The sequence below is a fragment of the Kitasatospora kazusensis genome (assembly GCF_039529945.1).
GTDB lineage: Bacteria > Actinomycetota > Actinomycetes > Streptomycetales > Streptomycetaceae > Kitasatospora > Kitasatospora kazusensis.
The window spans coordinates 19,213-38,894 of sequence record NZ_BAAANT010000041.1; the positions used below are offsets into that span (position 1 = coordinate 19,213).

Consider the following 19,682-nt stretch of genomic DNA (forward strand, 5'->3'; position numbering starts at 1 on the left):
GGGATGACGGTCACGCGGTGGGTCTCCTCGGTGGTCGGGTCGAAATGGGTCCCGCCCCGGCTGGACGGCCGGGGCGGGGGTACGGAACGGGTGCTTGTGGTGGTCCTGCGTCGGGCTGGTGGCCTACAGGAAGGTGGGCTGGTTCTCGTCGGGCCGGGGTGGGCGGGTCTGGTGGGTGGTCAGGTCCAGGCGCCGGTCGGGTCGTCGCCCAGGCCGGTGGCGGCCGGTCCGGTCCGGCCGGTGGCGGCGGTTAGGCGGGCGATGTCCTTCATGCCGTCGATGCGGTGGGCCTGGCGGGCGAGGCGGGCGGCGAGGTCGGCGATGCGGTCGGCGTCGTACGGCTGGATGCCCCGGGCCAGGTTGGTGGCGTAGCGCTGGGCGTCGTCGGCGAGCTGGGTGGTATCGAGGGCGTGGGCCTGGAGGTGGTGGTCGATGCGCTGGTCGGTGTGGTTCACGTGCTGGCCGAGGACGTAGGCACGCAGGAGCGGGACCTGCTGGTGAAGTGCGAGGCCGCGCTGGAGAACCTGCGGGTCGCGTACTGGGCGGCGGGCAAGGCGCTGGAGGCGATCCGGGGCGGTCGGCTGTACCGGGCGGCTCACGGCACGTTCGAGGCGTACTGCCTGGAGCAGTGGGACGTCACCCCGCAGTACGCGGGGAAGCTGATCCGGTCGTGGCGGATCGCAGAGAAGATGTTCGAATCCCTGGGTCAAAATCGAACGATTTGGAAACAATTGTTTCCACGCGGCTGGGCTACGGACAGGCATGGGAACTGGTCGCCCTATCCGAGCAGCACAGCGTCGATGCCGCCGCACTGCTCTACGTGGCCCTGATCCAGGTCAAGGGCATGGCCGTCACGGCCGCGATGGTGGCTGGTGCCGCCAAGGCACTGCCCCGGATGCGATCGGGAAGAAAAAGGCCACCAAGGAGGCAGTCCTCGCTTACCTGGCGGGCCTGGAGGGCGCGACGGGGATCTCCGCCAAAGCGGCCGCCGACCCGTTCGCGACGCTGCGCCGGGTCACCATGAAGTTGGACACGGACACCGTCCAGGCGGCGCTGGAGCGCGACCCTGACGGGACGCGGGCGATGGTCCGTGAGCTGATCGAGGCCCTGTCGTCGTCCGTGGGGATCGAGGTCGAGATCAAGTCCGCCTCCCCGGAGTCGGCGGCGGCCTGACCGGCATTGGCGTCGGCAGAACGCGGAGAAGGCCCGCACCCCCATTTCTCCGGGGGTGCGGGCCTTCTCCGCGTTGGCAGCCAGGTCAGGCGGTGACCCCGGGGTGGCGAGGGCCGCGATGGTGGTGCCGCCCGGCCAGCGGGACGGGGCGGGTCAGTGGTGGGCGGGCAGGGCGGCGGCCCGGCGGCGGTGGAGCAGGGCGTGCTGGCCGGGGTCGAGTTTCCAGAGGCCGAGGCGGCCGGCGGCGGGGATGGGGTCGGTGAGGGCCTGGACGTCGGCGAGGGTCCAGTGCCACAGGCCGGGCAGGCCCCAGGGCCGGCAGCAGCCGGTGTCGCGGTGGCAGTCGGTGATGCTGGCGGTGGCGACGATGGCGCCGGTCATCAGCGCCGGGGCGCCGGGGCGGGCGAGGGCGGCTCGCACGAGCGGGTCGGCGCACGGCGACGACCTCCGCAGGCCACCGTAAAGCAACCGCGCGCGGCGCCGACCGCCCTACGGCGCCGTGTAGTTCTTTCTCTTCTCGTGATCGGCTTCTTCTCCAGGCGGGCAGCGAGTACGGTCTGATGCATCGCCAGATGGGGATCCCAGGGGGCTCGGTGACAGGCATAGAGATCGCGGTCGGGTATGTGTTCGCGTGGGCGGTCCGCAAGGCAGGGCGGGTGGCCGGCCGAGCGGACACGGAGGTCGACCGCACGCTGGACGCCGGGATGGACCGGCTCCACGACCTGGTCAGCCGAAAGCTGGGCGAGGACCCCGCGTTCAAGAAACTGGCCGAGGAGGCCGAGGCGGGGCAGGACGGGCCGAGCGACCGCACCCGGCGACGAGTCCACGACGCGCTGGAGGAAGCCTTCGAGCAGGATCCCGGCTTCGCGGAGGCCTTGGACCGCACGGTGGAGGAGATGCAGGCCCTGTCCCGCAAGGTCGGCGGAGTGTCGGCAGGAGAGGGCGGTGTGGCCGTCGGCGAGGGTGTACGCATCCGAGCCGACCACGGGTCGGCGGCCGCCTGGAATATGGGCAGCGTGACCCTGGGAAACCCTCCGCAGCCGGGGCCGTCCCAGGGCTGAGCGGGCCCGGCACCACCACTTCAGCCCCGAACCAGGCCCCTTTCGTCGCGGTCCGGGCCGCGGATGGCGGGGTTGCTGCCTACAGCATCGGGCAGCTCCACCAGCACATTTCCGGGCCTGGGACTGCCGCTCGGATCGATCGCCCTCGACCTGTCGAGTCATGGACCGCGCAGCAGCTCGGCGTCCACCCTGCCATCCACGGCTCCACCCTGCTGGAGGGCGACGGCGTATTCGTGCTCCCGGACTACATCGAACGCGACCACGATCGGCAACTGCGCGCCCACCTGGTCACGGCGGCCTGCGGTGGGCAGACAGCACTCGTGGTCGTGCGCGGGGAGTCCTGCACGGGCAAGACCCGCACCGCTTTCGAGGCTGTCCGTGCCTGCCTGCCGGACTGGCAGCTGGTCTTCCCGAAGACCGCCACGAGGCTCCTCGCCCTGCTCGACGCCGACACCCTCGCCCCGCGCACCATCCTGTGGCTTAACGAGGCCCAGAACTTCCTCATCGGGACCGACGCGGCGGAGGCTGCTGCCGCTCTGCACAGCCGGCTGGAGGAGGCCGGACCGGTCGTGATCGTGTGCACGCTGTGGCCCGAGTACTACCGCCTCCTGACCGAGACCCCGCAGCCCGGCAGGGACGCACACGCGAAAGCCCGCCTCCTGCTCAGCCAGGCCAGACTGATCCACGTCCCGGGGTCCTTTGCCTCTGAGGACCTGGAGAACCCGCGCGTCCGACGCGACCGGTCGCTGGCGACGGCCCTGAGCACGAGCACCGGCAGGAGGATCACCCAGACCCTCGCGGCGGGCCCGCAACTGGTCGACCACTACGAGCGGGCTACCGGGCCCTACGGCCCCTACGCTCATGCCGTCATCACCGCAGCCATGGACGCCCGGCGCCTGGGCCACACCTCACCTCTACCGGCCGCGCTCCTTATGGCCGCCGCCCCCGGCTACCTGACCGCGCAGCAGCGCGCCGCCGCAGACCCCGGCACCTGGTTCACCCACGCTCTCGAATACGCCCGGGAAAGCGTCAGGGGCGTGGCCGCTTCACTGGAACCCGTCGCCAACACGGACGGCATGGGCGCCGTGCCGGACATCTACCGCCTCAGCGACTACCTCGACCACCACGCCCGCACCGTCCGTCGCCACGATGTTCCGCCGGACTCCTTCTGGACCGCCGCCCAGGGCCACGCGGCAACCGCATCAGACCGGAACGCCCTGGCACGCGCAGCCCATCAGCGGGCCCGCTACCGCATCGCGGCGTACCTGTGCCAGCGGTCCGCCGACGCCGGAGAGGTGGAGGCCCTGATGCTGCTTGCGCAGTGGCGCGACGAGGCAGGGGACAGGGAGGGCGCGGCGGACCTGTACCAGCGGGCCGCCGACGCCGGAGAGGTGGAGGCCCTGGGGGTGCTTGCGCGGTGGCGCGAATGGGCCGGGGACGCCGTGGGCGCAGAACGGCTCGCCCAGCGGGCCGCCGACGCCGGAGACCCGCGGGCCCTGACCGATCTCGCACAATGGCGCGGATCGGCCGGGGACAGGCAGGGCGCGGAACGGCTCGCCCAGCGGGCCGCCGACGCCGGAGAGGTGGAGGCCCTGATAACGCTTGCGCTGTGGCGCACACAGGTCGGGGACAGGGAGGGCGCGGAACGGTTCGCCCAGCGGGCCGCCGACGCCGGAGACCCGCGGGCCCTGACCGATCTCGCAAGATCGCGCGAATGGGCCGGGGACGCCGCAGGCGCGGAACGGCTCGCCCAGCGGGCCGCCGACGCCGGAGAGGTGGAGGCCCTGACGTTGCTTGCGCAGTGGCGAGACAAGGCCGGGGACAGGGAGGGCGCGACGGACCTGTTCCAGCGCGCAGTCGACGCCGGAGACCCGCGGGCCCTTACGTTTCTCGCGCGGTTGCGCGAAGAGGCCGGAGACGCCGAAGGCGCGGAACGACTCGCCCAGCGGGCCGCCGACGCCGGAGACCTCTGGGCTCTGACCGAGCTTGCGCGGTTGCGCGAAGAGGCCGGGGACGCCGTAGGCGCGGAACGGCTCGCCCAGCGGGTCGCCGACGCCGGAGACCCGCAGGCCCTGATCGATCTGATGCGGTGGCGCCAAGAGGCCGGGGACACCGTGGGCGCGGAACGGGTCGCCCAGCGGGCAACCGACACCGGATACCTCTGGGCCCTGGCATGGCTCGCGAACCGGCGCTACGAGGCAGGGGACAGGGAGGGAGCGGCGGACCTGTACCAGCGGGGCGCCGCCGCCGGAGACACGGAGTTGGCCCTGATCTGGCTGGCATACCAGCGCAAAGACGCTGGGGACATGGAAGGCGCGGAACGGCTCGCCCTGCGGGCCGTCGACGCCGGAGAGGCGGAGGCCCTGATAACGCTTGCGGAGTGGCGACAAGAGGCCGGGGACGTCGAAGGAGCGGAGGGGTTGCAGCGATTCGGCCTGGAAGCTGACGGTTCGCCGGCCCAACCGTGGTGGCAGCGCACAAACGGTTGGCGATACACGAAGATCAACCTGACGATTCCGTAGGCCGCGACTGTAATGCATGCCGTGTACACGCCTATGTAACTGACCGTTCAGCAGATCGCCGATGAATTCGGCGTCACCCGCCCCACCATCTACCGCCACCTGAGCCAGAACACCGACCCGGCCAAGCCATAGCCGCCCCCTGGCCAGGGGGCTGGACTCCGTCCGGGGCTCAGGGGAACACGCGGGATGTCGCACACGACCCTGAGGCAGCTCTCTCCTCAACACGCTGGCTTGACAGACATCCCATGAGCTGGAGTGTCAAACAGGGAGTGCGTGGACCCAGTGGCCTGGTTCGAGATGGCTCCCGGGGCGGTGACGGCCATCGGTCGCGGCCGATCTCACTCTCCGTCAAGATCGAGAGTGCCAGTGACAGAGAACGGCTCGCCGGCAGTCAGGCCGAGTCGTTCTGCCCAGGACAGCGCCTCGCCGCGGGAGGCGTCCGCCTCGGCCAGACGGGCGGCGGCCAGCGTGGACGGGAGCTCACCCTGGTCCAGCAGGACGGCCCACTGGCTCCCGGTGAGGGCCAGGTAGCGCAGGTCGGGGAAGCCGGCGAGCGCGGTCAGGTCCTGGACCACGGCCTCGGAGAGGTCCAGGCCGCGTAGGTTCGGGATGGTGCGCAGTGGAGTGATGTCGATCGGGACGGAGGTGGCGAGGTCGAGGGAGGTCAGGTACTGGTGGCCTTCGAGTGGTGCGAGGTCGCCACCGTGCAGGGTGACTCCCAGGGACTCGACGGGCAGGGCCCGGAGCGGGGACAGATCAGCGACAGGGCGGCGTTTGAGTTCGAGTCGCCGCAGGTGGGGAGCGGCCGTGAGCGGGGTGAGGTCCATGGGTCCGGCGGGGGCACCGGATTGGATCAGGACGGCCTGGATGCCGGGTGGGACGTCGTGGGGAATTCCGTCGGTTCGCAGCTCAGGGTCGAAGCCGGTTCCGCGAGGGTCTTCTGTGAATTCGATGTAGTCGACCTCGTCCTCCTCCACCTCGTAGGCGCCTTGCTCCAGCAGTTCCAGGTAGCGGGCGAGGAGTGAGGTGACGGAGTCGCAGACGTAGAGCGGCCCGTCGTCGTAGTCACGGCCGCTCTGGATCACCTGGCCGGGACGACCGGCCGGAGCGGGGGACATGTCGACCGCCAGGTAGTTGCCATCATCGGCGGTGGCGAACGGGAGCCAGCCCGGGTGCTGCCGGCAGCGGCGGACTGCGTCGAGCGGGTCGGCGTCGAGCACGACTGAGTTCCAGGAAGTCTCCCAGCCGGACCACACCGGTTCCCGGTCGTGCTCATTGGCGGCGACCAGGCGCTCCAGCGGCAGCCAGCGGAGGTTGTCGAAGAGATCGGGCGCTTCGTCCCCGCTGCCGTCGGCGATCAGGTAGAGCGCGCGCAGGTCGGCGGGCAGCGGCCGGCCGAGCCGACGCTCCGCGTCATCGAGCGCCGTGGTGGTCACGGGGAGTGGCAGCTTTTCGGGGTGCCCCAGGATTTCGGCACGCCGCTCCAGGTAGGCCCGGAACCGGGCGACCGCCAGGTCGGGATCGCCCGCCGGGGCGGAAGTGCCCCCCTCCTGGGCGAGACCCGGAAGGGGCAGCCGGTAGGCGTGGTCCAGGACGGCCAGGAAGCCCGGATGTTGGTACTGCCGGAAGACGGTCTCCCGGGACGCGAGCAGATCGAACTCCCCGGACGGCCGACACCGCATCTCCAGCCTGGTGCGCTCCCAGCCGCGGGCCGCGCCCACCGCCGCCGCCACGTCCTGCAGGTCCTGGAAGGCTCCGGCCAGCTGGACCGCCTGGGTCGCATGGAGCGCCTGCGGCTTCGCACCGGGGACGGCGAAATGAGTGGAGATGCCCAGGCCGAACAGGCCTTGGGTGCCGACCAGCACCGCCTCCGTCCATCCCTCGGGCGCGTTCGCCGCAACCTTCCCGGCCACCCGCGCAACGCCCCGCGCTATCAGCTCGGCCATGGTCTGCTCCCGTTCTGTCGGCACTGCTGGGTGATCATCGCAGGAGGCCATGACGGACCCATGAGCTGGAGTGTCAAGCGGCAAGTGCGTGGGCTCGGTGGGACCAGGCTGTCGCCTCGTCGTAAGGTGTGCCGGTTTTCAGGCAGCCGTGCAGGATGCCGACGAGTCGGTTGGCGAGTTGGCGCAGGGCGGCGTTGAACTCGATGCCGCGGGCTCTTTGTTGCTCGTAGTAGGCCCTGGCTCCGGCAGAGATCCGAAGCGCGGAGAAGGCTTGGGCGATCAGGGCGTCGATGAGCCGGTCGTTGCGGACGAACCGGGCGGTCACGACCTTCTTTCTGCCGGAGGCGCGGGTGATCGGGCTGGTGCCGGCGTAGTTCTTGCGGGCTTTGGCGCTGGCGTAGCGGTGGGGGTCGTCGCCGAACTCTGCGAGGACCCGGGCGCTGAGCATCGAGCCCAGTCCGGGCTGGGAACGGATGATCTCAGCGTCCGGGTGCCGGCCGAAGTAGTCCTCTACCTGCCCGTGCAGGAAGTTGACCTGCTCGTTCAAGGTGACCAGCAGCGCGACGAGCGCGCGTACCGAGTCGGCGTATGCCGCGGTAACCGCGGCGGGCTGGCCCAGGTGCCTGCCGCGCAGTACGGCCTGGATCCTGGTGGCCTTGTCGGCAATGTTGCGTCGGCGGGCGCGTTTGAGGGCCGCACTGATCTGCGTGGTTGTCAGCTTCGCCGCGCCTACCGGATCAGGCGCCTTAGCCAGCAGCTCCAGGACATCGGGGGCGTCCAGGTCCTCGAACGCCTCCAGCGCGGCGGGGAAGTAGTCGAGCAGGGCGTGCCGCAGCCGCTGCGTGGTGCGGGTCCGCTCCCAGATCAGGGTCTTGTGAATGCGTGTCACCACCTTGACCGCTTCAGCGTCGGCGGTGTCCCCGGAGATCGGGCGGAGCTGGTGGGAATCGGTGCGCACCATGTCGGCGAGCATGTGCGCGTCGGCCGCGTCGCTCTTGGCCCCCGAAACCGCCAAGCGCTCCCGGTACCGGGATGCCTGCAGCGGGTTGACCGCGTACACCGTGTAGCCGGCGGCGATCAGTGCCTGCACCCACGGGCCGCGATCGGTCTCGATCCCGATCACGACCTCGGCCGTGCTGTCTTCGCCGAGTTCCGCACCGATCATCGCGTGCAGCCGTTCGATGCCGGCCACACCCTCCGGAAGCCGGGCCTTGGACAACCGGCGGCCTGCGGCGTCCATCAGCTCGACGTCGTGGTGGTCCTGGGCCCAGTCGTCCCCAACGAACAGCAACTCGTCCTCCGTCATCGACCTCGATCGGCAGTAGCCCGCAGGAGAACCATCAGCGACCTAATAAGGCTGTGCTCACGCCGCAACCGGGCGGGCACGACATCCCATCAGCGATTTCGCTCCTGGCCGACCGGCAGGGGCACGATCTGTCAACAGGACTCGATGTCCAGGGAAAAGAGAGTGCTCACCTGCTGGCGGCTACCGGGCACCGAGTCTGCCGGATGGAGCCTCGGTAGGTCTTATTAGGGAACATCAGGGTTTCGTCGAAGTCCACGCCGACGGCTTGGCTGCTCGGGCTGTCGGGGCGGGGGGCGATGACGCGGTGCACGTGGTCCTCCGTCAGGTCAGCGGGCTACAGGCAGGTGAGCTGGTTCGGGTCGGCTGCTCGGGGCGGGGGAGGAGAGCGGCGGGCCGGTCCTTGGTGAAGGTCGGCCCGCCGCCGGGGGCTGCTATCGACCTACAGGAGGCCGGCGGCGTGGGCTTCCGCCTCCTGGTCGACGTCGTCGTCCTCGTCGGCCTGGCCCTCGCCGTCGAGCGGTTCGGCGGGGCACAGCTCGGCGATGGCGAGGTCCTGGCCGAGGGCGGACCACGGGTCGTCGGCCTGGTCCTCGTTGTCGTCGGGCTGCGCCGTGTCGGCGGCGGGGCTGTCCAGGAGCGCGACCAGCTCGCTGATGCTGCTCACCTGGATCTGCTGCTCGCTGTCCCGCACGAGCAGGTAGGTACGGCTGGTGTAGCCGTGTGAGGCGGGGGAGGGGACGCACAGCAGGTGCGCGCCGCCGGGCAGCTCGCACGTCGCGGTGCCGTCCTCCGCGCCCACCCAGTTGGCGGCGTCGGTCAGGCTGCCGCCGCTGCGGTCCAGGCCGGTGGCTCCGGTGGCCGCGCGCTGTGCGGCGTCGACGGCGACCTCCTCGAGGAGCTGCTCCATCGACGCCACCAGGGCGGGCGCGACGCCGGCGGAGGCGTAGCCGTGGGCGGGAACGCCGAGTCGGCGGCGCAACGGCTGGCGGAGCTGGGTGGTGACCTGGTCAGCGAGGCAGGCGGCGAGGCCGGCGGCGGCAACGGCGAGGGTGAGGCGGGTCTCGGCCGGGCGGGCGGCGAGGGTGCGGTAGGTGGTGAGGCCGGCGGTGGCCGCCGCAGCGGCGATGGCGATGTTGTCGGCGGTGTCGAGGGCGTTGCTCAGCAGGCGGGCGCGGGTCGTCTGCTCGATCATCAGGTACCTCCGAGGGGAGCGGGGTTGGGCCGGGCGGCCGCGCCGCTCACCACGGCGCCCCGCCGCCGGGCCTGGCTGGCTCGGGGGCGGGGCGTGGTGGTGGGCAGCGTGAATGCCGGGACGTCAGTGGAGGGCGTTCCAGATGATCAGCAGGAGCACGGCGAGGCCGACGAGGACGGCCTTCGGCGAGATGCTGGTGGAGGACTGAAGGCGTCGTATCTCGGCGTGTATCGCGTCGCATTCGGCCTGGATCCCCGCGTGCGAGGGGGTGCCGGGGGTGAGGCCGGCGAGGATGCCCGAGCGGTGGTGGAGTCTCTCGTAGAGCGCGGCGATCTGTGCGTCGCGGGATACGGCCAGGGCCACGGTGAATGCCTTCCGGTCGGCGTTGCTCGGCGGGTTGGGGAGGTGCGGCCGGGGCTGGCGCGCTGGGCACCGGCCCCGGGGCTGGCTGTCGGTCAGGTGAGACTGCGGGCGTCCTGCAGTCCCTCGATCCGGGACGCCTGGCCGTGGATGCGCTGGGCGAGGACGGTCAGGCGGGCGGTGTCCTCGGTGCTGACTCCTCGGGCCAGGTCGAGGGCGAGGCGGTCGGCGTCGGCGCGCAGCTGGGCGACGTCGGCGGCCAGGGCCTGGGTGCGCTGGGTGATGACGGCGGCCAGCCGCTGGCCGGGGGCGGCGGGGTGGGGGATTGCGGGGTCGGGCACGGGTGTGGCTGCTCCTGGTCGTCGTGGTCGGGTGGGGTCAGCGCTGGTCGAAGGGGCCGGTCGGGCAGTGCCGGGTGCGCTCGGGGGTCTGGATGGTGATCTGCGGCTGTACGTCGGTGCGGTTGATGACCAACGGGCGCAGGCTGAAGGAGATGCCGCGCAGGGCGAATAGGGAGACGGCGATGATGGCAGCGGCGGTCAGGCCGGTGGCGACGGGGCGGCCGGCTTCCGGGGCGGCCTGCCAGACCATGGCGAGGGTGGCGGCGGACCAGGTGGTCCAGGCGAGGCGGGCCATGGCGGCCTGTGAGGCGAAGGCGAGGAATCCGGCGGCCAGGCCGAAGGTCTTCCACGCGGCGTAGGCGGTGGTGGCGGTCAGCGGCAGGTGGCCGGAGCTGCTGTCGAGATAGGTGTGGACGGGGCGGGTGATGGTGGTGGCCAGTCCGTCGCCGGTGCCGGGGATGTGCTGCGGCAGGTGCACGGCGCCCACCAGGGCTGCGGCCGCGTTCAGCAGGATGCCGCCGACGGTGCCGAGGACCAGGGCGCCGGCGGCGAGGGCGAGCGCATAGGCCAAGGCGCGGACCCACGGCTGGGCGGTGGAGAAGTCGTCCAGGGCGGCGACCAGTTCGCGGCGGCGGCGGTCGGACCAGCCGCCGGGGGCGGTGAGCTGCTGGGCGCGCCGGGCGGCGGCCTCGCGCAGCGTGCCGGAGGCGGGGTCGGTGGGCTGGTTCTGGTGCTGGGTCACGGCGAGTCCTGTTCTCGGTCGGTCGTGCGGCGGGTGCCCGGCCGCGGGATGCGGCCGGGCGATGTGTGGGGCGGGCGGGTTCAGAAGAAGGCCAGCTGCTCGCGGTCGGCGTCGCGGGCGGGTGCGAGGTCGGATCAGCCGGGCCGGGTCAGTCCTCGAGGTCCTCGTCGTCGTCCTCGTCCTCCTCGTCGTCGGGGGCGCCGGTGTACGGGGTGTAGAGGTGCAGGGCGCCGTCGTAGTCGGCGTCGGTCAGCGCGTTGTGGTCGACGGTGACCGGCGCGAAGTCCGGCGCGGCGGCGAGACGCTCGCGCAGCTCGCCGACCGCCAGCAGCCGGGTCCGGGCGCTGCGCCACGCCGGGGCCGGGGCCACGGGCCCCTCGGTGCCGGGCATGGGCGGGGCGGCGTGCGGGGTGTAGAGGTGGAGGGTGCCGTCGTAGTCGGCGTCGGTCAGCAGCTCGCCGTCGACCATCACCGGGGCGTGGTCGGGCAGGTGGGCCAGACGCGCGAGCAGGTCGTCGGCGTTCAACCGGCGGCTGCGCCAGGACGCGGTGGGCAGCGGCCCGGCGGGGGCGGTGTGCCGGTCGGCGGCGGTGATGGCCTTGGTGATGGCGGTGACGGCGGCTGCGGCCACCTGGGAGGGGTCGCGGGGGGCGGCGGTCTCGGTCACGGTGATGCTCACGGGAGGGCTCCCATCGACAGGGGCGGTCCGGCCGGTCGGCCGGCCCCGTCCCCGGATGCACCGCGCCCGCCCGGCCGGGGTCGGCGGGGCGGGCGGCGGAGCGGGCCGGGGACGGGGCCGGACGGCCGGTCAGTCGCGCTTCTCGAAGCAGGACTTGCAGTTCTCTGGCTGCGGCTCCTCGCTCTCCCAGTCCCTGTAGCCGAGGTGGCGGGAGCAGAAGTAGCCGCCGCAGCCGTCCTCCGGGGCACCGGGCTCGGAGCCGCACAGGTTGTCCAGGCCGCGGGCGATCTCCTCGGTGCAACCGACCTGCTCGCAAGTGGCGGTGACGTCGTAGCCAGCCTCGATCTCGGTGCCGTCGGCGCGGGTGACGGTGTAGTAGGCGTATCCCATCGGGTCCTCCAAGGCGGGTCGGTTCCGGCCGGGCGGCCGGCGACGTCCCCGGAGGCGGCCCGCCCGCCTCGCCGGTGTGGCGGGCGGGCGGAGGCGGGCCGGGGGCGAGGCCGACGAACCGGCTGGTCAGCCGTTGTTGTTGGTGACGGATCCACGCCACCCGGCGGACTGCTTGCCGATGGTGGTCTGGTGGGTGCGGTGGACCAGGGCCAGGACGGTGCCGGTCGCGCTGGCGCCTTGGCCGCTGGCGCTCGCGCCCGTCCCGGACGCGGTGCCGGTTCCGGCGGCGACCGAGCGGAGCTTGCCGAGCAGACCGGAGACGCCGAGCACGACCAGGCCGACAAGGACGGCTGCCCACTTGAGGAGGTCGCCGAGCTCACCGGCGTGCGGGGCGACCTCCGCTACGGCCGCGCCCAGCATCCACACCGCCCCGCCGGCCGCGAGGGAGGCGATGGAGCCGTACAGGACGTACTGGCGCACCGCGAGCGGCAGGCCCGGGTCGAGGGCCGGGGCGGCCGCGGGGACGGGGGCCGGGGCGTCGACGGCCCGGCGGTGGTCGGCCAGGCGGGAGGCCATGGCGTCCAGGTGGGCGCTCACGTCGAAGACGGGCACGGCCGTGGCCTGGCCGTCGACGATCGCGGGCACACACGTGGCGTCCCCGTGGTCCGGGCTCAGCGGCACGGCGACGATCTGCCCGTCCATGGTCGTCGGCACGTAGCCGCGTTCCAGGAGGATGACCTGCGAGTCGTTGTTCGGGGTGGGTTCGGTGCCGGGCACGGTGGTCTCCTTCGGGGTGGCGGGGTGGCGGGGGCGCCGCGGCGCCTTCTGGGGCCGCCGGACCCGCCCGGCTTGGGTGGCGGGCGGGTCCGGCGGCCCTCGGAGAGGCCGGGAGCGGTTACTGCTCGGGGGTCCAGGTGCGGAACAGGCGGGCGGGGGCGGCCGGGTGCGGGGCGTGGGTGCCCAGGCCCGGGGTGAGGCGCGCGGTGAGCGTGATCTGGTGGGCGTCGCGCAGGGCGGTGGTGGTCAGCGGGAGCGGGGGCTGGAACCGGACTCGCCACGTCTCGATGCGCAGGCCGATGCCGGCCAGGGGGCCGGTGAGGGCGATCTCCTCGGCCAGGAGCACCGTCTCCTCGCAGGTGGACAGGTGGGGCCAGTCGCCGAGGGTGATGGTGGTCAGCGGGCGCTGCGGCGTGGGGGAGTAGGCGCCCTCGCCGCTGTCGCCCTCGCGCAGCCGGCTGCGCAGCAGGCCGACGGCCTCGCGCAGCAGCGCGACGGTGTCGGCCTTGGTGGTGGCGGTGCGGGCGGCCAGGTGGGGGCGGGCGCCGTAGGGGTCGGCGACCCACGGCTCGGTGAGCGGGCTGGCGTGCTCGGCGGCGACCAGGTGGTCGATCAGCGTGCTGGACCCGGCGCCGGTGCGGGCGCTGATGTGCAGGTGCACGGCGCCGTTGGCGTTCCACAGCGGCAGCAGCACCGGACTGCCGTCGGGGTGACGGCCGATGGCGGCGGTGCCGGTGGCGGGGTCGATCAGCTGGTCGGCCGGCGGGCGGGGCGCCGGGTCGGCGAGGCGGGCGGTCTCCTCGTGCTGGCGGGTCAGCTCGGCGTACCGCGCGAGAGCGGAGGCGGAGGTCATGGCGGGGATTCCCTTCGGGAGACGAGTAGTGCCCGCCGCCCTGGGGTGGGCGGCGGGCACGGTCGGGTGGTGGTGGGTGGTGTCAGTCGTTGATACGAGTGGTGCGGCCGACGGCGAGGAGCTCGCGGATCAGGCGGGCCACCTCTGGGGACTGCTTGCCGCTGCGCGACTGGCCGATCAGGAGCGCGCCCTCGTCGACCATGACGACGCGGGGCGGTCCGGGCTGCAGCTGCGGGCGCCGGGGCGCGGCGGGCAGCGCCCGACGGCTGCGCAGCTGCATCGCCTCCCACAGGTCGGTGAGCACGGCGAGGGTGTCCTCGAAGGTCTGGGGGCCGGCGACGGTCGGCCGCGTGCGCGGGTCGAGGGCGGCCTGGGCGAGGAGCTGGTCGACCGGGCCGACGGGCAGCGGGGAGTGGGTGGTGTTCATGGCGGGTCCTTCCGGGTCGGCTGTGCTGGCGGGCGGAGCGGGCGGGTGGTCAGAAGCGGATGCTGCCGATGAGGTGGACCAGGCCGGTGAGGAGCTGGTTGATGGTCGGGCCCAGGCCGGTGCTGGCGAGGGTGAAGCCAAACAGGACGAGGGTCAGGCCGGGCCAGAAGCCGACGGCGCGGCCCCGGTAGAGGACGACGGTGAGGATGCCGAAGAAGACGGCGAGGGAGACGGTGACGGCCACGGTGGCTCCTGGCGGTGACGGTGACGGGTGTGGCGAAGGGCCTGCCGCAGTGACTGCTGGTGCGTCAGGCTGGTGGCTCCGGCAGGCCGTTGAAGGGGGAGATTCGGTGGGGTTCATCCGGCGTCCGGGGTTCGTCTTCGATCAGGTCGTCTCGGACGACGACCTGATCTACGACTGCTACACCGACGAGGACGGGGTCGTGCACCTGACGGACGACTACGAGCCGGGCACGGTGATCGCCGTGGCCGGGGTGGTGATCGGCGGGTTCGTCTACGAGGCCCGCACCGACGAGTGGGGCCGGGTCTACCTCGTGGATGACGACGACTACTGATCGCCGTCGCGGCCCGCAGCGTTCAGACCGGTGAGGGCGCTGCGGATCGAGCCGAGCTTCACCGTCTTGCCGCCGTCGGCGTTGACTGCGGCGAGGATCTCGTAGATGTCCATCTCGCCGTCGCTGTTCTCCATGACGGCCAGGACGCGGTCGCCGATGGTGCGCCGCGCCGGGTTTTGCTGCTGCTCGGGTACGGCGACGGGGATGACCGGCACCGGGATGCTGCGGGCCGGCCGACCGCCGCCACCACTGTTGCCGCCCCGGCCGTTCGCCTTCCCGCCGCCGCCCTCTTTGGTCTCCTCGAACTGCTCCGGGCACGCCAGCTTGTAGGCGTCCATCCCGTCGAGGCGTCCGGCGTAGGCCTCGCCCGCGTCCTCCCACGACGTTTCCTCCAGCACGGCGTGCGGGCCGTCGCCGTACAGGGCGAGCATCTCCGGGTCCAGGCCGTCGGTCGGCATCTCCGAGCCCACCTTGAAGAACCGCATCCGGGCGGTGGGGTGCAGGCCGGAGAGGTGGTAGCCGCTGCCCTGGGTGCCGGGCCGGTCCTCGTCCGCCTCCGTGTCGTCGAACTGCGATTTCAGCTCGAAGGCGCCCGCGTACTTGGGGATCGGCATGAGCTTCTGCCCGGCGGGCAGCAGCCCGTCGGCCACCAGCTGCCGCATCAGGTTGGACGTCCAGCGCAGCAGGATCACCTCGCCCTCCTTGAGCATGGAGCGCAGGGTGTCGGACCCGCCGAGCTCCTCGAGGTGCCCGGCCTGGGCGAACAGCGCGATGCCCATGCCCAGCGAGCGGCCGGTGCGGCCGATGTCCTTGATGTAGAACGTGGCCTCGTCCCGGTACGGGGCGCCCTTCTCCAGCAGCCTGTTCGCCTCGTCGAGGATCAGGTACATCAGCGGGTCGGGGCGGTCCCGCAGGAACTTGGAACGGCCGGCGGCCGCGTACCGCACCTCGCGGGCCTTCATGATGTTCCAGAAGACGCGCAGCTGGGCGATCGCGCCTTCCTGCGTGTAGACGCACCAGTCGCAGTTCCCGCGCGCCTCCGGGGCGGACTGGCCGCCCTTGAGGTCCGCGTAGAACACCCCGATCCCGGAGCGCTTCATCGCGGCGAGGATGATCTGCCCGCCGGTGGACTTGCCCGCGCCAGTGGTCCCGAACAGCAGCATCCGCTGCGCCGACCCGGACTTCGGGTCGTACAGGCGCAGCTTGGTCCGCCGCCCGTTGTGGTGCAGGCCGACCCAGATCCGGCCGGTGGAATCCATGAGCAGAGACTCGGGGTCGGGCATGAGGACTTCAGCGAGCGGGTCCTCGGGGTAGATGGTGACCAGGCCCTGGCTGCCGCTGATCTCCACCGCCAGGCGAGCCGGGTCCTTGATGTCCATCGCGTCGGCGAGACGTCCCAGGTCGTAATTGATGACGTCACCGGCCGGCACCCGGACGGCGAGCTCGTAGATCTTGCCCATCAGGTCAGCTCCTTCACGTCGGTGTCGACGATGCGGATGTCGGTGATCCAGGTGCCGGGCATCCCCTTGGGGGCGATGTGCTTCACCCAGCGCGCGTACGGGTCGTCGGCCCCCTCCGGGGCGATGCCGACGCTCAGGCGCCGCACCCCGGCGCCGCGGCCGGCCACCTTGGCGACCGTGATCTCCTCCTCCTCCCAGTCCAGGAGCGCGGAGAGCGCGGTGATGGAGATGGTGGGCACCGGCGTGCCCGGCACGGCGGCCGCGATGATCGCGGTCACCGACCTGGGGCCGGTCTGCTCCACGTCCAGCAGGACCGTGCCCGGGGCGGCGCCGCCTTCGACGCCGACCCGCTGCGCCCACCACAGGGACATCGGGTGGTTGGAGCCGGCCGGGACCAGGGCGGCGGCCTGCTCCTGCTGCGCGTACTGGACGGCCTCGACGGTCAGGGAGCGTTCGCGGCCGGTGATGACCCGGGCGGTGCGGGCCGGGCGGCACTTCCAGACCGCGACGGTCCAGGCGGCGTCCAGCGCCAGCTCCCACCAGTGCAGGCCGTGCACCAGGCGCTCGGTGACGAGCAGGGCGGCGGCGCTGACGGGGGAGACGAGGTAGAGGGCGGTGGCGGCGTCGCGCACCCGGCCCTTGGGCAGGGTCGCGGACCAGATCAGGCCCCAGGCGGTGGCGGCGCCCGCGCCGCTGATCACGGCGACGTAGGGCATGGGGGTGTCGGTGAAGGCGGCGGTGGCCAGGCCGGCCACGCCCGCGAGGGTGGCGGCGCGGCCGGTGTAGCCGCGGGCGGTGGCGATGCGCCCGCGCAGCGGGCCGAGCGACAGCATGGTGGTGGGGCTCCTTCGCGGTGGCCGGGGAGGCGATGGGATGGGGGTGTGCGAAGGGGCGGCCGGTGTCGCGCGGGGCGGCGCCGGCCGCCCCTGTGTGGTGGGGTCAGCGGTTGCTGTAGAACTCGCGGTCGGCCATGGCGCCCTCCTTGTTGGCGATGACCTCGGCGACGGGCCCGTAGTCGCTCTCGTGGGCGTCGGCGGTCTGCTGGAACATCACGGAGAGTTCCTCGGTGGCGGCGGCCATGGCCTCGGCCTCCGCCAGGACGGAGAGCATGACGGTGGCGGCCTCGCGGTGCTCGCCGACCGTGTCCTTGTCCACGTTCATCCCTGCGGCCTGGTCGGCCAGGCGCCCTACCGAAGCGGCACAGCCCTCGACGTAGGCGTAGGTCGCGCGGATCTGACCGGACAGGTGGGCCAGTTTGACCGCGGCGAGGCCGAGCTGGGCGACGACCAGGCCGTACTTGACGGCGTCGCTGATCACCTCACCGGCGACGGCGATGACCTGGCCCGCGACCTCGATGGCCCCGGGCCCGGAATCGGAGCCGGCAGGCGTGTCGGTCACGGACGGGGCGGTGGAGACGGTGGCCGCCTCGCTGGTGGTGACCGGGGTGAGTTCGGTGTCGGGCATCGGGTGTCTCCTATTCCTCGTGGTACTCGCGCTCGGCCGGGGCGATGTGGCCCTGGTCGCGGACGACGTCGGCGACCGGCTTGTCACGCCGCTCGGCGTTGTGCCCGGCCTGGGCGATGGCCTCGGCCGCGCCGGGGATCGCCTCGGCGACGGCCTCCGCCTTGGCCTGGACGAGGCCGGCCTGCTCGATCAGCCAGGCGACCATGCCCTCCAGGACGCCGGGCACCTTCAGCTCGAGGACCATGGCGTGCAGCGCCTCCAGGCCGCCGAGCAGGCTCTCGCAGCCCTCTGCGGCGAGGCGGGCGTCGTCGGCGCCCTGCATGATCTCCTCCGCCATGTCGGCGTCGGCCTCGATGACGTCGCCGATCGTCAGGTCCGAGTCGGCGTACTGCGTGCCGTGCGGGGCGCGCGGCGCGGGGATGGTCACGGGTGGTCCTCCGGCAGGCGGTTGGGTCGGGCCGGGCCGGGTGGTGCCGGGCCGGGCGTGGGGGCTGATGTAAGGCGCCCGGGGCAGGGCGGTCGGGCCGCTGCCGATAGCACCGGCGGTGTGCGAGCCGGGCCGGTTGGCCTGGGAGTAGGTGACCGTGGGGCCCTGGGTGTGGCCCCAGCCGGGCGGCGGACCGAACCCGCCGGCCGCCGACCCGGCCGTCGGACCCGACGTGCCGCCGGCCGCCTGGGACTTTCGGGTGCCCGCCCGCTGCCACTGGCCCTGGGCACTGCCCGCCTTCGACGACCTGGCCTTCGCCTTCGACCTCGACCGTGCCCGCGCCTTGGGCCTGACCGTCGCCCTCGGCTTGGGCCTGGCCCTGCGCCTCGCCTTCCGCCCCGCCGCTCCTGCGGCGGCGCCGGCCGCGGTTCCTCCCGCACCCGCCGCACCCGCCGCACCGGCAGCGCCGGTGGCTCCCGGCGCCTTCGGTGTCTTCGTGAGGTTCACCTTCGGGCCGGGCGGCGTCGGCGTGCCCGGCTGCGCCGCCTGGGCCTTGGCCTTCTTGCCGTTGAGGATGCGCCCGGCCGCCCGGGTGCGCAGCGCGCCGCGGATGGTGGTGGGGGTGGTGCCGCTGCCCTGGTGGGCGCCGGTCGGTTTCCAGGAGCCGGTGTTGATGCGGTCGGCGGCCCGGTGGCGGGCCGCGCCCCGGATCGTGTCCGGCCCGAGCGGCTGCTTGGGGGTCTTGGGGGTCTTGGGGGTGGGGCCGTTGGTGATGCGGTTCGCGGCCCGCTGGCGGGCGGCTCCCCGCAGGGTGTCCGGCGGCGACGGCTGCTTGGGGGTCTTCGGTGCGGGGCCGCCCGCGATCCGGGCGGCGGCCCGCTGCCGGGCTGCTCCCCGGATGGTGTCCGGGGCGGCGAGCTGCTTCCCCGACCGGTCTTTCGGACCCTTTTCGGGCCCGGAATTCGGGCCCGGGCGGCCGCTCTTCCCGGAAGCCTCCAGGGCCTTCCTGCGGGCGTCCTGCATCGCGCCCGGCCCCGGGCTGCCCGCAGCGCCTGCCCGGGCGTCCAGACCGCCCTTGCGGGCCACCTCGGGCTTCTTCGCCGTATCGGCCAGCGGCTTGCCAACCGGCCCCTGCTTCATCGCGGCAGGGGCCGAAGAATTCTTCACCCCCGAATTCTGACCCGAATTCGGCGCGGGATTCTTCGACGCCCGGCCGAATTCTGGACCGGACTGCATCCGGCCCCGCTGCTGCGCCGTGAAAGCATTCAGCCAGGCCTTTTCGAGTTCGCTGTTCGCCTTTCCGGTGACCGCTTCCTGCTGGTCCCGGACGGATTTGAAATGCTCGGCGCGGGCTTTCAGGTAGCCGACCGCGTGATAGGCGCCGCGCAGGGCCGCGACCGTGATCCCGGCCATCATGACGGACGACATCGCGGCCACACCGGCCAGCGAACCGGGACCGGCGGCCGGAGCCGCCTCCATTCCGTGAGCGGCCGTTTCGGCGGCCCCGCCGAGCGCGGGGCTTTCGGGAACGGAAAGGGATGCGGGGGGTGCGAATTCGCCTGTCAGCGGGGCGAGCGTGGGCGGCCCGCCCTCGCCCACGGCGCCGGGCACCATCAGGCCGGGGAAGCCGAGGACGGTCCCCCCGGTGGTCTCGTCGGCCATCGGGCCGCCTCCAATCGTCGTCACTTTCAGTCACCGATCCGGGGTCTCTCGCGTACGCGTACGTACGCGCACTTGGAGACCCCGGATGACGGACTCGCCGCAGAAAAACTGAGCGCGAAGAGTCACCTGCCGCCAGGGCCGGTCAGGTGCCGGCGCGGGCCTGCGTCCAGATGCTGAGCATCCGCACCAGGTCCGCCCACGCCGCCTCGTCCTGGCCGGCCAGGGTCCGCGCCAGATCCCACAACGCCGCGGCCCGGTCCGGATTCGAACCGGTCGCCTCGAAGCGCTTGTTCCAGTACTCCACCTGGCCGGGCGTGAGCGGCAT

General features: G+C 72.7%; 25 protein-coding genes. 6 read left to right on the plus strand and 19 right to left on the minus strand.

Annotated features, from left to right (window positions below; translation table 11 throughout):
- Positions 1 to 179 precede the first annotated feature (179 nt).
- A complete protein-coding gene (locus ABD330_RS26260) occupies positions 180 to 455 on the minus strand; it encodes a hypothetical protein (RefSeq protein WP_344468478.1) in 276 nt (91 codons plus the stop codon).
- Here ABD330_RS26260 and ABD330_RS26265 point away from each other — a divergent pair, their 5' ends adjacent.
- A complete protein-coding gene (locus tag ABD330_RS26265; RefSeq protein WP_344468479.1) occupies positions 456 to 830 on the plus strand; it encodes a hypothetical protein in 375 nt (124 codons plus the stop codon).
- A 190-nt stretch (positions 831 to 1,020) separates the two neighbouring features.
- The gene (locus tag ABD330_RS26270; protein ID WP_344468480.1) at positions 1,021 to 1,173 is read left to right on the plus strand and encodes a hypothetical protein; all 153 of its coding nucleotides are present in this window, start codon (positions 1,021 to 1,023) and stop codon (positions 1,171 to 1,173) included.
- 153 nt (positions 1,174 to 1,326) lie between these two features.
- Here ABD330_RS26270 and ABD330_RS26275 read toward each other — a convergent pair whose 3' ends face one another.
- Positions 1,327 to 1,593 carry a hypothetical protein gene (locus ABD330_RS26275; RefSeq protein ID WP_344468481.1) on the minus strand — a complete coding sequence of 89 codons (267 nt, stop codon included), beginning with the start codon at positions 1,591 to 1,593 and terminating at the stop codon, positions 1,327 to 1,329.
- A gap of 173 nt (positions 1,594 to 1,766) precedes the next feature.
- On the opposite strand from ABD330_RS26275, the gene ABD330_RS26280 reads away from it, so the two are divergent.
- The 3 genes from ABD330_RS26280 (at position 1,767) to ABD330_RS32560 (ending at position 4,888) form a co-directional block, all read left to right on the plus strand.
- Positions 1,767 to 2,234 carry a hypothetical protein gene (locus tag ABD330_RS26280; protein WP_344468482.1) on the plus strand — a complete coding sequence of 156 codons (468 nt, stop codon included), beginning with the start codon at positions 1,767 to 1,769 and terminating at the stop codon, positions 2,232 to 2,234.
- 233 nt (positions 2,235 to 2,467) lie between these two features.
- Positions 2,468 to 4,756 (plus strand): hypothetical protein, encoded by a 2,289-nt coding sequence (locus ABD330_RS26285; protein ID WP_344468483.1) that lies wholly within the window; start codon positions 2,468 to 2,470, stop codon positions 4,754 to 4,756.
- Between the two features lie 39 nt (positions 4,757 to 4,795).
- Positions 4,796 to 4,888 carry a helix-turn-helix domain-containing protein gene (locus ABD330_RS32560; RefSeq protein ID WP_425555644.1) on the plus strand — a complete coding sequence of 31 codons (93 nt, stop codon included), beginning with the start codon at positions 4,796 to 4,798 and terminating at the stop codon, positions 4,886 to 4,888.
- Between the two features lie 206 nt (positions 4,889 to 5,094).
- Here ABD330_RS32560 and ABD330_RS26290 read toward each other — a convergent pair whose 3' ends face one another.
- The 12 genes from ABD330_RS26290 to ABD330_RS26345 form a co-directional block, all read right to left on the minus strand.
- Complete coding sequence (locus ABD330_RS26290; protein WP_344468484.1) at positions 5,095 to 6,702, minus strand: SMI1/KNR4 family protein; 1,608 nt, start codon at positions 6,700 to 6,702, stop codon at positions 5,095 to 5,097.
- Positions 6,703 to 6,775: 73 nt separating this feature from the next.
- Positions 6,776 to 7,993: an IS110 family RNA-guided transposase gene (locus tag ABD330_RS26295; RefSeq protein WP_344468518.1), complete on the minus strand. Its 1,218-nt coding sequence runs from the start codon at positions 7,991 to 7,993 to the stop codon at positions 6,776 to 6,778.
- Between the two features lie 454 nt (positions 7,994 to 8,447).
- The gene (locus ABD330_RS26300; RefSeq protein WP_344468485.1) at positions 8,448 to 9,200 is read right to left on the minus strand and encodes a hypothetical protein; all 753 of its coding nucleotides are present in this window, start codon (positions 9,198 to 9,200) and stop codon (positions 8,448 to 8,450) included.
- Between the two features lie 123 nt (positions 9,201 to 9,323).
- Positions 9,324 to 9,563 carry a hypothetical protein gene (locus tag ABD330_RS26305; RefSeq protein WP_344468486.1) on the minus strand — a complete coding sequence of 80 codons (240 nt, stop codon included), beginning with the start codon at positions 9,561 to 9,563 and terminating at the stop codon, positions 9,324 to 9,326.
- A 92-nt stretch (positions 9,564 to 9,655) separates the two neighbouring features.
- On the minus strand, positions 9,656 to 9,901 hold the full coding sequence (locus ABD330_RS26310; RefSeq protein WP_344468487.1) for a hypothetical protein: 246 nt from the start codon (positions 9,899 to 9,901) through the stop codon (positions 9,656 to 9,658).
- A gap of 37 nt (positions 9,902 to 9,938) precedes the next feature.
- Positions 9,939 to 10,643, minus strand: a complete 705-nt coding sequence (locus tag ABD330_RS26315) for a hypothetical protein (RefSeq protein WP_344468488.1) — start codon at positions 10,641 to 10,643, stop codon at positions 9,939 to 9,941.
- A gap of 148 nt (positions 10,644 to 10,791) precedes the next feature.
- A complete protein-coding gene (locus ABD330_RS26320) occupies positions 10,792 to 11,322 on the minus strand; it encodes a hypothetical protein (protein WP_344468489.1) in 531 nt (176 codons plus the stop codon).
- Between the two features lie 129 nt (positions 11,323 to 11,451).
- Entirely contained in the window at positions 11,452 to 11,712 is a 261-nt protein-coding gene (locus ABD330_RS26325) for a hypothetical protein (protein WP_344468490.1), read from the minus strand.
- Positions 11,713 to 11,838: 126 nt separating this feature from the next.
- Positions 11,839 to 12,489, minus strand: coding sequence for a hypothetical protein (locus ABD330_RS26330; RefSeq protein WP_344468491.1), 651 nt, complete (start codon positions 12,487 to 12,489; stop codon positions 11,839 to 11,841).
- A gap of 118 nt (positions 12,490 to 12,607) precedes the next feature.
- Positions 12,608 to 13,342, minus strand: a complete 735-nt coding sequence (locus ABD330_RS26335) for a hypothetical protein (RefSeq protein WP_344468492.1) — start codon at positions 13,340 to 13,342, stop codon at positions 12,608 to 12,610.
- A gap of 82 nt (positions 13,343 to 13,424) precedes the next feature.
- Entirely contained in the window at positions 13,425 to 13,769 is a 345-nt protein-coding gene (locus ABD330_RS26340; protein WP_344468493.1) for a hypothetical protein, read from the minus strand.
- A 49-nt stretch (positions 13,770 to 13,818) separates the two neighbouring features.
- On the minus strand, positions 13,819 to 14,013 hold the full coding sequence (locus tag ABD330_RS26345) for a hypothetical protein (protein WP_344468494.1): 195 nt from the start codon (positions 14,011 to 14,013) through the stop codon (positions 13,819 to 13,821).
- 106 nt (positions 14,014 to 14,119) lie between these two features.
- Here ABD330_RS26345 and ABD330_RS26350 point away from each other — a divergent pair, with 106 nt between their 5' ends.
- On the plus strand, positions 14,120 to 14,344 hold the full coding sequence (locus tag ABD330_RS26350) for a hypothetical protein (RefSeq protein ID WP_344468495.1): 225 nt from the start codon (positions 14,120 to 14,122) through the stop codon (positions 14,342 to 14,344).
- On the opposite strand, the gene ABD330_RS26355 is transcribed toward ABD330_RS26350, so the two are convergent.
- The 5 genes from ABD330_RS26355 to ABD330_RS26375 all read right to left on the minus strand — a co-directional run bounded on the left by ABD330_RS26355 (position 14,338) and on the right by ABD330_RS26375 (position 19,682).
- The gene (locus tag ABD330_RS26355; RefSeq protein ID WP_344468496.1) at positions 14,338 to 15,804 is read right to left on the minus strand and encodes a transfer protein; all 1,467 of its coding nucleotides are present in this window, start codon (positions 15,802 to 15,804) and stop codon (positions 14,338 to 14,340) included. The two genes, ABD330_RS26350 and ABD330_RS26355, sit on opposite strands and share 7 nt — an antisense overlap.
- The gene (locus ABD330_RS26360; RefSeq protein WP_344468497.1) at positions 15,804 to 16,637 is read right to left on the minus strand and encodes a hypothetical protein; all 834 of its coding nucleotides are present in this window, start codon (positions 16,635 to 16,637) and stop codon (positions 15,804 to 15,806) included. The genes ABD330_RS26355 and ABD330_RS26360 overlap by 1 nt, the downstream gene beginning before the upstream one ends.
- A gap of 106 nt (positions 16,638 to 16,743) precedes the next feature.
- A complete protein-coding gene (locus ABD330_RS26365) occupies positions 16,744 to 17,268 on the minus strand; it encodes a hypothetical protein (protein ID WP_344468498.1) in 525 nt (174 codons plus the stop codon).
- 10 nt (positions 17,269 to 17,278) lie between these two features.
- The gene (locus tag ABD330_RS26370; protein WP_344468499.1) at positions 17,279 to 19,381 is read right to left on the minus strand and encodes a hypothetical protein; all 2,103 of its coding nucleotides are present in this window, start codon (positions 19,379 to 19,381) and stop codon (positions 17,279 to 17,281) included.
- Between the two features lie 118 nt (positions 19,382 to 19,499).
- Positions 19,500 to 19,682, minus strand: coding sequence for a hypothetical protein (locus ABD330_RS26375; RefSeq protein ID WP_344468500.1), 183 nt, complete (start codon positions 19,680 to 19,682; stop codon positions 19,500 to 19,502).

Coding starts and splice junctions, on each gene's coding strand:
- ABD330_RS26340 (WP_344468493.1), bottom strand. CDS start 13,769: ATGAACACCACCCACTCCCCGCTGCCCGTCGGCCCGGTCGACCAGCTC.
- ABD330_RS26270 (WP_344468480.1), top strand. CDS start 1,021: ATGAAGTTGGACACGGACACCGTCCAGGCGGCGCTGGAGCGCGACCCT.
- ABD330_RS26290 (WP_344468484.1), bottom strand. CDS start 6,702: ATGGCCGAGCTGATAGCGCGGGGCGTTGCGCGGGTGGCCGGGAAGGTT.
- ABD330_RS26325 (WP_344468490.1), bottom strand. CDS start 11,712: ATGGGATACGCCTACTACACCGTCACCCGCGCCGACGGCACCGAGATC.
- ABD330_RS26360 (WP_344468497.1), bottom strand. CDS start 16,637: ATGCTGTCGCTCGGCCCGCTGCGCGGGCGCATCGCCACCGCCCGCGGC.
- ABD330_RS26335 (WP_344468492.1), bottom strand. CDS start 13,342: ATGACCTCCGCCTCCGCTCTCGCGCGGTACGCCGAGCTGACCCGCCAG.
- ABD330_RS26300 (WP_344468485.1), bottom strand. CDS start 9,200: ATGATCGAGCAGACGACCCGCGCCCGCCTGCTGAGCAACGCCCTCGAC.
- ABD330_RS26355 (WP_344468496.1), bottom strand. CDS start 15,804: ATGGGCAAGATCTACGAGCTCGCCGTCCGGGTGCCGGCCGGTGACGTC.
- ABD330_RS26375 (WP_344468500.1), bottom strand. CDS start 19,682: ATGCCGCTCACGCCCGGCCAGGTGGAGTACTGGAACAAGCGCTTCGAG.
- ABD330_RS26365 (WP_344468498.1), bottom strand. CDS start 17,268: ATGCCCGACACCGAACTCACCCCGGTCACCACCAGCGAGGCGGCCACC.